Here is a 12,138-nt window from a genome sequence, read left to right on the forward strand (position 1 = left end):
GCCCGGCCGGCGTTCCGGCGCCGGGCGTATTATTTTGCGGTGCGGAAGGCGCTGCCCGCGCCCATGGTGGACAGCCCCACGCCGCTGCGGCAAAGCTTGGACGCCGCCGCGCCCCAGCTTCGGCGCTTCCATCCAGGCGCTCCCGCCCGCGCCGCGCGACATCCGGTATCGATGCCCTCGTTCAAGTTCCTCCACGCCGCCGACCTGCATCTCGACAGCCCGCTGATCGGCCTTGCCCGGCGTGGGGAAGCCGGCGGTGCCTTCGTCGAGGCCTCGCGGCGGGCGCTGGAAAACCTGGTGGCGGCGGCGATCGCCGAGCAGGTCGCCTTCGTGGTGATCGCCGGCGACGTCTATGACGGCGACTGGCGCGATTACGCCACCGGCCATTTCTTCGTCCGGCAGATGGGCCGGCTGGCCCGTGCCGGCATCCGCGTCTTCACCATCCGCGGCAACCACGACGCCGAATCGGTGGTCACGCGCAGCCTGGAGCTGCCCGCCAACGTGCATGCCTTCTCGGTGCGGGCGGTGGAGAGCGTGCGCATCGACGAGATCGGCGTCGCGCTGCACGGGCGCGGCTTCGCCAGCCGGCACGTGGCGGAGAACATCGCCCACAGCTTCCCGCCGGCGGTGCCGGGCCTGTTCAATATCGGCGTGCTGCACACCTCGCTGAACGGGCGCGAGGGCCACGCTACCTATGCGCCCTGCGCCGTCGAGGACCTGGAGCGCACCGGCTACGACTACTGGGCGCTCGGCCATGTTCACCAGCGCGAGGTGATCGCCGCCCGCGGCACCACCCTGGTCTTTCCCGGCAACATCCAGGGCCGCCACGCCCGCGAGACCGGGCCGAAGGGGGCGACGCTGGTCACCGTCGCCGACGGCCATGTCGCCGGGCTGGAGGCGCTGACGCTGGATGTCGCCCGCTTCGCCCATGCGGTGATCGACCTCGCCGACGTCGAGAGCGAGGCCGGGATGATGGCCCGCGCCCGCGCGGCGATCGGTACGGAGCATGGCGAGGCCGGGGGCCGGCCGCTGGCGCTGCGCCTCACGCTCGCCGGCCGCACGCCGATCCACGCCGCGCTCGCCGCCCGCGCCGAGGCGCTGGCGCAGGACCTGCAGGCCGTGGCGTGGGAATTCGGCACCGACCTGCTGATCGAGAAGCTGCGCATCCGCACCAGCGGGCCGGGCGGGACGGAGCTGGCGGTGATCGGCTTCGACGCGGTGCTGGAGGAGACGGCCGCCGATCCCGCCTTCCATGCCGAGATCGCCCGCACGCTGGCCGAGCTGCACGGCAAGACCCCGGCGGAGGCGCTGCGCCTCATCGGGCTCGATGCAACTGGGGCGGAGGCTCGCGTTGCTGCCGCCATCGCGGCGGCCCGCGAGGCGGTGAGCACCGTCCTCGGCGCCGACGAGACGGAGCGCGCGCCGTGAAATTGCGCACGCTCGGGCTCGACCGCTACGGCCCCTTCACCGACCGCCGGCTGGATTTCGATCCGGCCGCCAGGGTCGCCGTGGTGCTCGGCGCCAACGAGGCCGGCAAGACCACGGCGCTGGCGGCGGTGACCGATGTGCTGTTCGGCATCGAGCAGAAATCGCGCTACGGCTTCCTGCATCCCTATCCGAGCCTGCGGATCTCCGCCGGCATCGAGGCGGCGGACGGACGCACCCTCGCCTTCGCGCGGCTGAAGCGGCTGAAGGCGGCGCTCATCGATCCTTTGAGCGAGGCGCCGCTGCCGGAGGACAGCCTGGCGCCCTTCCTCGGCGCGCATGACCGGGCGGCATTCCTCGACATTTTCGGGCTCGACCAGGCGCGGCTGCGCGCCGGGGGCCGCAGCCTGATCGCCGGCGGCGGCGACCTCGCCGAGACGCTGATCGCCAGCGCGCCGGGGCTCGGGCGCATCGCCGCGCTGCGCGACCGGCTGCAGGACGGTGCGGCGCAGATCTTCAATCCCGACCGCAGGAACGCCAACCACGCCTTCTACAAGGCGCTCGACCGCCGCGCCGGCGCCGACCGCCGCCGCCGCGACGCCGAGCTGAAGGTGGACGAGGTGCGCCGGCTGCGCGAGGGCGCCGAGGGTGCCGCCGAGGCCCGCCGCGCCGCCGAACGCGAGGAGACCGAGGCCGCCCGCCGGCGCAGCGAGGCGCTGACCCTCGGCCGCGCGGCGCGCGAGTTGCGCGGGCTCGACGCGCAGATCGCCGGCCGCGCGGCTTTGGGCGAATTGCCGGCGGTGCCGGCCGGATTCGTGGCGCTGGCGCGCGCAAGGCTGGCGGCGCTGGAGGCCGCCACCGCCGCCGCCGGCACCGCGGCGCGCGAGCATGCCGCCGCCGAGGCGGCGGTGCGCGCCATCGCGCTCGACCGGGCGGTGCTCGACCTCGCCGACGCCGTCGAGGCCGCCGACGAGGCCCGCGCCTCGGTGCAGACCGAGCTGCGCAGCCTGCCGAACCGCCGCGCCGAAGCGACCGAGGCGCGCGCGGGCCTCACCCGCATCGCCGTCGGGCTCGGGCTGGAGGCGGCCGAGGCGGTGCGCACGAGGCTGCCCGGCGCGCCGCTGCTCGCCCGCGCCGACAACCTCACCGCCCGGCTGGCCGAGGTGGAGGTGCGGCGCGCCGGGCTGGAAGAGGAGCGCCGCGCCCTCGCCGCCCGCCGCGCCGAGCTGGAACGCGGGCAGCCCGGCGAGGCACCTGACGACCCGGCGCCGCTGCGCCGCCAATTGGCCGCGCTCGACGGCGCCGAGGCGCGCGAGACGGCGCTGCGGGCGCTGGAGGTCAGGCTTGCCGCCGCGCAGGCCGATCTCATGGAAAAGCTGGCGCGGCTCGGCTGGGGCATCGGCGGCATCGAGGCGCTGGCCGCCCTGCCGCTGCCGCCGCCCGCTGCCGCGGAGGCGGCGCTGCGGCGGGTCGGCGAGGCGCGGGAGGCCTTGCTGCGGCAGGAGGAAGCGCACGCGGCGCTCGCCGAGCAGATGGCGCAGGCCACGGCCCGGCTCGCCGCGCTCACCGCCGGCCGGCCGGCGCCGACCGAAGCGGCGATCGCCGCCGCCCGCGCGGCGCGCGACGCCCTCTGGGCCGGACTGCGCCCGCTCGCGCTCGGCCAGCGGCCGGCCGTGGCGGAGGATGCCCGCGCCGCCTCCGAGCTCGAAAGGGCGCTGGCCGATTCAGACCGGCTGGCCGACGAGCGCCAGAGCGAGACCAAGCGGCTCGCCGACCTCGCCCGCGCCGAACAGGACCTCGCGGCGCTGGAGATTTCCCACGCCGCCGCGCGGGAGCGGCAGGCGCAGGCCGGCGGCCGGCTCGCGGCGGCGATCGGGGAGTGGCGGGCGCTGTGGGCACCGAGCGGGCTCGACCCGACGCCGGCGCTGCAGGCGACCGAGCGGCTGCGCGAGGCCGAGACCATCCGGGCCGCCCGCGAGGCCCTGCGCCGCGAGGCGCTGGAGGCCGACCGCCTCGGCGCCGAGGCGCAGCGCACCCGCGCCGATTACGAGACGCTGCGCGCCGGGCTCGACCTGCCCCCGGCCGGCACCGCGCCGCTGCGCATGGCCGAGCTGCGCGACGCGCTCGCCCGGCGCGAGGCGGCCCATCAGGCGGCGCGCGACCGGGCCCGCGACCTCGCGGCGCTGGCGCGGCGGCAGGCCGAGCTCGACGCCCGCCGGGCCGAGAGCATCGAGGAGGGCGAGGCGCTGGCGCCGGAGATCGCCGAGCTATTCCCGGCCTTGGCGATCCGCGCCGCGGCCCGCGCGCAGGAGGCCCGCGCCGCGCTGGCCTTATGGCGCGAGGCGGTGACGCTGGACGCCGCGCTGGCCACCGCCGAGCGGCGCATGGCCGGCATCGCCGCCGACGAGGCCGCGTTCCTCGCAGAAATGACCGAGCTGTCGGCCCGCGCCGGCGGCGAGACGCCGGACGACGCCTTCGCCGCCGCACGGGCGCTGCGCGGCCGGCTGGAAACGGCGCGGCAGGTGCAGGCGCGGGCCATCGAGGCCGCGGCCGCGCTGGAAACCCGTGCGGCCGCGTTGACGCAGGCGCAGGGCACGCTCACCGAGGCCGAGAAGGCGCTGGCCGGTCTGCTCGCGCCCGGCTTCCTCGCCCCCGGTCTCCTCGCGCCCCTGGCCGAAGCGGCGGCCGGGCCGCTGCCGGACCTGCTCGACCGGCTGGAGCGCGCCGCCGGCCTCACAGGGCGGATCGCGGAAGCGCGCGACCGGCTCGCCGATATCGGCGGCGGCCGCGACGAGGCGGCGCTGCGCATGGCGGTGGACGGACGTGACGACGCGGCGCTGGCCGGCGCGCTCGCCGAGGCCGAGGCCGTTCACGAGGCGGCACGGGCGGCGCGCGACGCCGCGGTCGAGCAGGATACGCAGGCGCGTTCCGCGCTGGAGGCGCTCGACCGCCGCGAGGGCGCGGCCGGGGCGGCACAGGACGAACAGGACGCGACGGCGGAAATCGCCGAGGCGGTGGAGCGCTTCACCCGCGACCATGTGGCGGCGCGCCTGCTCACCCTCGCCATCGAGCGCTACCGCCAGCAGCACCAGAGCCCGATGGTCGAGCGCGCCTCATTGCTGTTCGTGGCACTGACCGCCGGGCGCTGGGACGGCATCGGCGTCGACTACGACGCCGACCCGCCGCGGCTCGCCGCCCGGCGCGAGGGCCGCGCCGTCGCCGTCGACGCGCTGTCGGAAGGCACCGCCGACCAGCTGTTCCTGGCACTGCGCATCGCCGCCATCGAGGAGCACGCGCGGCGGACGACGCCGCTTCCGTTCATCGCCGACGACCTCCTGGTGAGCTTCGACGAGGCGCGCACGCGGGCGGCCTTCGAGGTGCTGGCGCAGCTCGGCGCCACCACGCAGGTGATCCTGTTCACCCATCACGAGCATGTCGCCGAGAGCGCCGCGCGCACCCTTGGCGACCAGGCGCAGACGATCCGCCTGTGAGGCCGGCGCGGCGATGACGCCGCACCGGCCGAGAGAGGATGGGCGGGCTCAGCCCCAGCCGACCACGCCCTTGATCTCCACGAAGTCGTGGATCGCCCAATCGGCATATTCGCGGCCGTTGCCGGACTGCTTGTAGCCGCCGAACGGCGCGAACGTGTCCCATTCCGGGTAGTTCAGATAGACCGAACCGGCGCGCATGCGCTTCGACACCGCGCGGGCGTGGCGGATGTCGGTCGACTGGATATAGGCGGCGAGGCCGTAGACCGTGTCGTTGGCGATGGCGACCGCCTCGTCCTCGTCGGCATAGGACAGCACCGAGAGCACCGGGCCGAAGATCTCCTCGCGGGAGACGGTCATGTCGGGGGTGACATGGCCGAACACGGTGGGGCGGATATAGTAGCCGCGGTTCAGCCCTTCCGGCCGGCCGGGGCCGCCAGTGACCAGGGTGGCGCCCTCGGCGATGCCGGCCTCGATCAGCCGCTGGATCTTGTCGTACTGGATCTGGCTGACCACCGGGCCGAGATCGGTGCCCTCGCCCTTGGGATCGCCGGTATGCATCGCCTCGGCGGCCTCCTTGGCGATGGCCAGCGCCTCGTCATGGCGGTCGGCCGGCACCAGCATGCGGGTCGGCGCGTCGCAGGACTGGCCGGAATTGCCGAAGCAGGAGCGCACGCCCTGCGCCACTGCCTCGCTGAAATCGGCGTCCGGCAGGATGATGTTGGCCGACTTGCCGCCGAGCTCCTGCGCCACCCGCTTCACCGTATCGGCCGCCGTCTTGGCGACGATGATGCCGGCGCGGGTCGAGCCGGTGAAGGACACCATGTCGACGTCCTTGTGGCCGGCCATGACCTGGCCGACATCCGGCCCGGTGCCGTTGACGAGGTTGAACACCCCTTTCGGCGTGCCGGCGGCCTCCATCACCTCGGCGAAGATGATGCCGCTGATCGGGGCGATCTCGGAGGGCTTCAGCACCACGGTGCAGCCGGCGGCGATCGCCGGGGCGACCTTGCAGGCGATCTGGTTGAGCGGCCAGTTCCACGGGGTGATCAGCGCGCAGACGCCGATCGGCTCCTTGATCACCATGGTGGTGCCGCGGGGCTCGGTGAATTCGTAGGTCTCGAACGCCTTGATCGTCGCCTCGATATGGGCGCGCCCGGCCCAGGCCTGGGCGTCGCGCGCAAAGGCGAGCGGAGCGCCCATCTCCTGGCTCACCGCCAGCGCGATGTCCTCGAAGCGCTCGTTATAGGCGGCGAGGATCCGGTTGAGCAGCGCGAGGCGCTCGGCCTTCGGCACCAGCGAGAAGCTCTCGAACGCCGCCTTGGCGGCCGCGACGGCCTTGTCGACATCCGCTGCCGAACCGATGGCGATCTGGGTGTAGGCTTCCTCGGTCGAGGGATCGACGACGTCGAGCAGGCGCGGCTCGACCGGGTCGACCCAGGCGCCGTCGATGTAGAATTTCTGGTGGTGGCTCATCTGCGCTCTCGCTTGAACGGATCGTTGGCCGGCTGCATGGCGAGAAGGCCCCGCCGCGCCGGCCGCGCTGATTTATGCATGTCGCGCGGCGGATGAACATGCCGCCAAGCGGATGAGGTGGCGAAGTCGGGGACGGCCCGGCCGCTTGCCGGCCCGCCGGCACGCCGATACCCCGCCCGCCGGCACGCCGCCGCGGGGGGAGCCGGCTCGTGGCCGCCCTTGGGAAAGGCCGCCCGCTTCAGGGCGGCGGCGCGTCAGCCGGTCCAGCGGCCGCGAGCTTCTGCTGCGCCGCCTGAACAAGCGTCTGCAGCGCCGGGCGCGCCGGCGCGAAGAAGGTCGTGCCGGTGTGCGGCGTCGAGAAGTCCAGCAGCCGATCGTAGGCGCCCGGCGGATCGCCGACATACATGCGCTGCAGCATCTTTTCGATCACCCAGAGATACCGGGAATAGCCGATGAAATAGGTGCCGAACTCCCGCTGTCCCGGCCGGCCGAACGGCATGTTGTCGCGCAGGATGTCATGCTCCCTGCCGTCGGCATCGACGATGGTGGCCAGCGACTTGTGCGACTTGCGCGGCGCAGCGTCGTCGTCGATCTCGACATTGTCGATCTTCGTACGGCCGATGATCGCCTCCTGGAGCGGCGTCGGGGTCTGCGCCCACGCGGCGAGATCGTGCAGATATTTCTGGACGACGACGTAGCTGCCGCCCAGGAAATCGACATCCTCGCCACCGACAAGCGCCGAATCGGGCAGGTCGAGGCCGGTCGGGTTAGCCGTGCCGTCGACGAAGCCCAGAAGGTCGCGCGCATCGAAATAGCGGAAGCCTGACACCTCGTCGACCACCGTCACGCCGTCGCCGAGGCCGTCGAGCAGAAGGCGCTCGAACTCGAAGCACAGATCGGGACGCTCGGCCCGGATATGGAAGAGAAGGTCGCCCGGTGTCGACGGCGCCGCATGGACCGCCCCCGCGACCGGCGCAAACGGTTTCAGTTCCTGCGGTCGCGTGTCGCCGTGGAGACGGTCCCACAGATCGCGGCCGATTCCGACGATGCAGGACAGGCGACCGGCCAGATCGCGGAACCCCACGGTCTTGACGAGATCGTCGAGCCCGTCGAGCACCGAGCAGGCCTTTGCCAGAGCGGCCTGCTCGTTCGCGACGGTGACCACAAGAAAGACGGCCGCCCGCGACAGGGGCGCATCGATGCTCTGCGCGTCGATCGGCACCCTGTCCCAATTCTTCCCCGACATCCCGGCTGCTCCAGCTTTTCCCTGGAAGGATTACAAGCGCGATGCCGGCATCCCGTCCAGAGCTCATGTCATCGCCTGCACCCGTATCGGCCCGCCGGCGGCGGCCCAGGGTTGCCGCCCCCCGTCCGAACGCGCCATTCGCAGCAAGGGGACCGTGGGACCGGCGAACATCTTGAGTTTGAAGTCGGGCAATGGCGGCTGTAAGCCCGGCCTGCAGGCAGGCGGGGCCGAGCTTCCGCTCTCCATCCACGCGTCAACGAGCCTGCGACCGAGGAGCCCTCACCCCATGCCCACCGTCCATATCGACCCCGCCCGCATCGAACATTACGTGATGGCCCTGGGCCGCCACGGCGCCCATTCCGGCACCGGGGTGTGGCGCACGGTCTATTCGCCGGAATGGGTGGCGGCGGCCGATCAATATGCCGGATGGTGCGGGGAGGCCGGGCTCTCCGTCACCCGCGACGCGGTCGGCAATGTCTGGGGACGGCTGGAGGGCACCGAACCGGGCAAGGCGATCGTCACCGGCTCGCATATCGACACCCAGTGCCCCGGCGGGCGCTATGACGGCGCGCTCGGCGCGCTGGCCGGGCTGGTCGCGCTCGAAGCGCTCAAGGAACAATTCGGCCCGCCGCGCCGCACGCTGGAGACGGTGGCGCTGTGCGAGGAGGAGAGCAGCCGCTTCCCCACCGCCGAATTCTGGGGCTCGCGGGCCGTCACCGGCCGCATCCCGCCCGACCTGCCGTCGCGGATGACCGACTATGACGGCATCACCATGGAGACGGCGATGCGCGAGGCCGGGCTCGACCCGGCGCGCATCGGCGAGGCCAGGCGCGACGACATCGCCGCGTTTATCGAGCTGCATATCGAGCAGGGGCCGATCCTGGAGGTGGCGGGACTGCCGGTCGGCGTGGTCGACGCCATTACCGGCATCCGCCACACGCGGGTGGAGCTGACCGGGCAATCCAACCATGCCGGCGCCTTCCCGATGGACCGCCGCCGCGACCCGATGGCCGGCTTCGCCGAGATCGCGAGCGGCGTCATCGACACCGCCCACCGCATGGGAAGGCCGGCGGTGACCACGATCGGCCGGGTGATCGCCGAGCCGAATGCCCCCGCCATCGTGCCGCGCAAGGTGACCTTCACGATCGACGCCCGCCACCCCGATCCGGCCGAAGGGGCGAGGCTCCATGAGCGCCACGAGGCGCTGATGCGCGAAGTGGCGGCGCGGCGCGGGCTCGATCTCGCGCTCGACGTCTATTTCGAGCTGCCGCCCTGCGCCGCCGATCCCGGCCTCGTCGCCCGCTTCCAGGAGACGGCGCGCGAGCAGGGCCTTCCCTTCGCGACATTGCCGAGCGGGGCGGCGCACGACGCGCAGCAGATGGCCCGCATCGCGCCGATGGTGATGCTGTTCGTGCGCTCCCGGGACGGGCGCAGCCACACGCCGGAGGAGTTCTCGTCGGTCGAGGACATGGCGGCCGGCATCCGCCTGCTGGCGGCGGGACTGCACGCGCTGGCCTACTGAACTGCGGCGCGCCTAACCTGCGGCGCGTCTAACCACTGTTATGGCCGCGTCTGCCGCATGGAGGGGCGGACGGCGATGCGCGACCACCACGCCGCCAGGCCGGGATAGCGCCCGATCATGTCCCGTCCCTCCGGCGCCATGAGGAAATAGTCCATCATCGGCGCGAGATGGAGATCGGCCAGCGACAATTCCCCGCCGGCCAGCCACGGCGCGTCGCCGAGAAGGCGCGACAGCGCGGCAAGGCAGGTTTCCGCCTTCGGAACCGCAGCCGCAATGACGGCTTCATCGGCCGGCGCAGCTTCGGTCGGCGCAGCTTCGGTCGGCTTGGCGACCCGCTCGACATAGATGCCCCATACCAGTTGCGGATAGGCATAATTGTCGGCGATGCCGATCACCTGGTTGCAGCGCGCGCGGGCGCGGATGTCCGGCGGCTGCAGCCGCGGCCCGGCGAAGGCGTCGTCGACATAGCGCGTGATGGCGCCGGTCTCGTAGAGCGCGAAGCCGGCATGGTCGAAGGCCGGGATGCGGCCGAACGGATGCCGGTCGAGATAGCCGGGCGGCAGGCCGTCCGGCGCGAAGACGTCGACCGGCACCAGCCGGTAGTCGACGCCCTTTTCGGCGAGCACGAGCCGGACGATCCGCACATAGACGCTGTACGGCGCTCCGAACAGGCGCGGCGTGCCCGTCATGACGGCCGGCTCGCGTCGAGCATGCGCTATTTCTCCGCGCGCAGGATATATTCCATGCCCTGCTCGATATCCGAGCGGATGGCGGCGACGAAGCGCTCGCCGTCGCGCGCCGCCAGCGCGTCGGTGGCGATGCGGTGATGGTCGACCGCGAAGGACGCCGCGCCGTACTGGCTGGAAATATAGCGCATGGACGGGCCGGATTGCAGCCACAGCATCTCGATGATCCGCATCAGCGTCGGGGCCCTGGCCCGCCGGTAGATGAGGAAGTGGAAGTCGAAATTGCTCTTCATGTAGAGCCGCCGGTCGTCGCCCTCGATGGCGGCGTTGACCAGCATGTCGTGGCGGACCAGCTCGTTGAGATCGGCCTGCGTCAGGTGCTCGAAGGCGCGGCGCGCCGTCTCCGGCTCGATCTGCATGCGCGCGAACACCACGTCGCGGTGATTGGTGAAGCTCAGCCGCGGCACCTCGATGGTGCGACTGTCGGCAAAGCGCAGCGCCCCCTCCGCCACCAGCCGGCGCACCGCGTCGCGCACCGGAATGACGCTCACCCCACGCTTTTGCGCGAGCGCCCGGATCGACACGCGCTCACCGGGCATGAACTCGCCTTCCCATATCTGGGTGCGCAGATCGCGGTGTAGCACGTCTGCCACAGTGTCCGGCTGATAGTCGCCGCTGGCGTCGTTCATGAGGCGTCCCGTTCTCGATCGCTCTTTGTTATATGACATGGGCATGTATTATAACATGTAGCGAAACACCACCGGAAACGACCTTGCGATGCGCCCGACCGCCGAGCCCAGCACCCAGCCGGACGACCCGCGGTTCCTGCTCGCCGCGCATTGCGACCTCAACGGCATCTTTCGCGGCAAGCGGGTGCGTGCGGCCGGCGCCGACAAGATCCTGAAGGCCGGCATCCGCATGCCGATGTCCTCGATCGGCGTTGACATCTGGGGCACCGACGTGCTCGGCAACCACCTGTTCGACCGCGGCGACCTCGACGGCATCGTCGAGCCGACCGGGCGCGGGCCGATCCCGCTCGCCTGGACGCCGACACCGGCGCTGCTGATGCCGATGTGGATGCGGCTCGAATCCGGCGCGCCGTTCTTCGGCGATCCGCGCCGGGTGCTGGCCGATGTCGCGGCGCGCTTCCAGGCGCGTGGCCTCGTCCCGGTGGCGGCCACCGAGCTCGAATTCTACCTCGTCGACCCGGCGCGGACGGACCGCGCCCGTCCGCTGACCGCGCTGCCGGAGGCGCATGACGGTGCCGGCGATACCATCTATTGTCTGCAGGAACTGGCGAATGTCGGGCCCTTTCTCGACGACGTCTACGCGATGGCGGAAGCCTGCGGCGTCGCGGTCGATGCGGCGATCTCCGAGAGCGGCCCCGGCCAGTACGAGTTCAACCTCGTCCACGGCCCCGATGTGCTGCGCGTCGCCGACGATACCGTGTTCTTCAAGCAGATTGTCAGGAACGTCGCCCGCCGTCACGGGCTGGCGGCGAGCTTCATGGCCAAGCCCTACCCGAACCATTCCGGCAGCGGGCTGCATGTGCATTTCAGCCTGCTCGACGCCGACGGGCGCAACGTCTTCGACGACGGCACCGCGGTCGGCACCGAGCTCATGCGCCACGCGGTGGCCGGGCTGCTGGGGGCGATGCACGACTGCACGCTGATCTTCGCGCCGCACCGCAATTCCTCGCGCCGGCTGCGGCCGGGCACCCTCGCCCCGACGACGGCGGCGTGGGGCTATGAGAACCGCACCGCGGCGGTGCGCATTCCCGGCGGGCCGCCGGCGGCAAGGCGCATCGAGCACCGGGTCTCCGGCGCCGACGCCAACCCGTATCTGGTGCTGGCCGCCATCCTCGCCGCCGCGCTGGACGGCATCGAGGCCGGCGTCGCCCCGTCCGAGCCGGTCGCCGGCAATGTCTACAAGGAGGCCGGGCGCTCGATCCCGCCCGACTGGCGGCAGGCCATCGAGGCCTTCGAGGCGAGCGCGCTGGTCGCCCGGCTGTTCCCGCCGGATTTCATCTCCATGTTCGCCACCTGCAAGCGGCAGGAACTGGCGGTGTTCGAGACGGAAATCTCCGAGCTCGAATATCGCAGCTACCTCCACAGCGTGTGAGGCGGGCGAGACCGTGCTGCTGCTGAAGCCCGGCGTCAGCTTCGTCATGCAGCCCGGCTTCCGCGGCGTGTGGCGGGTGCCGGAGACCACGCGCAAGGTCTGGGTCACCGATCTGGGTCACCGATCTGGGTCACCGATCTGGGTCACCGATCTGGGTCACCTACGCGGCATGAA

8 protein-coding genes are annotated in these 12,138 nt (G+C 72.2%); 4 read left to right on the forward strand and 4 right to left on the reverse strand.

Features of this window, described 5'->3' with window-relative positions:
* The first annotated feature begins 171 nt into the window (after nt 1-171).
* Both AC1RU4_RS24550 and AC1RU4_RS24555 read left to right on the forward strand, forming a co-directional pair.
* Nucleotides 172-1,428: a metallophosphoesterase family protein gene (locus AC1RU4_RS24550; RefSeq protein ID WP_492894199.1), complete on the forward strand. Its 1,257-nt coding sequence runs from the start codon at nt 172-174 to the stop codon at nt 1,426-1,428.
* On the forward strand, nt 1,425-4,916 hold the full coding sequence (locus AC1RU4_RS24555) for an AAA family ATPase (RefSeq protein WP_492894201.1): 3,492 nt from the start codon (nt 1,425-1,427) through the stop codon (nt 4,914-4,916). Before AC1RU4_RS24550 ends, AC1RU4_RS24555 begins: the two co-directional genes overlap by 4 nt.
* Nucleotides 4,917-4,964: 48 nt before the next feature.
* On the opposite strand, the gene AC1RU4_RS24560 is transcribed toward AC1RU4_RS24555, so the two are convergent.
* The gene (locus AC1RU4_RS24560; RefSeq protein ID WP_492894203.1) at nt 4,965-6,389 is read right to left on the reverse strand and encodes an aldehyde dehydrogenase family protein; all 1,425 of its coding nucleotides are present in this window, start codon (nt 6,387-6,389) and stop codon (nt 4,965-4,967) included.
* 238 nt (nt 6,390-6,627) lie between these two features.
* Nucleotides 6,628-7,635 (reverse strand): Dyp-type peroxidase, encoded by a 1,008-nt coding sequence (locus AC1RU4_RS24565; RefSeq protein ID WP_492894205.1) that lies wholly within the window; start codon nt 7,633-7,635, stop codon nt 6,628-6,630.
* Nucleotides 7,636-7,921: 286 nt separating this feature from the next.
* Here AC1RU4_RS24565 and AC1RU4_RS24570 point away from each other — a divergent pair, with 286 nt between their 5' ends.
* Nucleotides 7,922-9,157: a hydantoinase/carbamoylase family amidase gene (locus tag AC1RU4_RS24570; protein WP_492894207.1), complete on the forward strand. Its 1,236-nt coding sequence runs from the start codon at nt 7,922-7,924 to the stop codon at nt 9,155-9,157.
* Between the two features lie 38 nt (nt 9,158-9,195).
* Here AC1RU4_RS24570 and AC1RU4_RS24575 read toward each other — a convergent pair whose 3' ends face one another.
* Nucleotides 9,196-9,846: a glutathione S-transferase family protein gene (locus tag AC1RU4_RS24575; RefSeq protein WP_492894209.1), complete on the reverse strand. Its 651-nt coding sequence runs from the start codon at nt 9,844-9,846 to the stop codon at nt 9,196-9,198.
* A gap of 26 nt (nt 9,847-9,872) precedes the next feature.
* Entirely contained in the window at nt 9,873-10,532 is a 660-nt protein-coding gene (locus AC1RU4_RS24580) for a GntR family transcriptional regulator (RefSeq protein WP_492894211.1), read from the reverse strand.
* Between the two features lie 88 nt (nt 10,533-10,620).
* Here AC1RU4_RS24580 and AC1RU4_RS24585 point away from each other — a divergent pair, with 88 nt between their 5' ends.
* Nucleotides 10,621-11,964 (forward strand): glutamine synthetase family protein, encoded by a 1,344-nt coding sequence (locus AC1RU4_RS24585; protein ID WP_492894213.1) that lies wholly within the window; start codon nt 10,621-10,623, stop codon nt 11,962-11,964.
* Nucleotides 11,965-12,138 lie beyond the last annotated feature (174 nt).

Source organism: Ancylobacter sp. GW821-FHT10E12 (assembly GCF_058809335.1).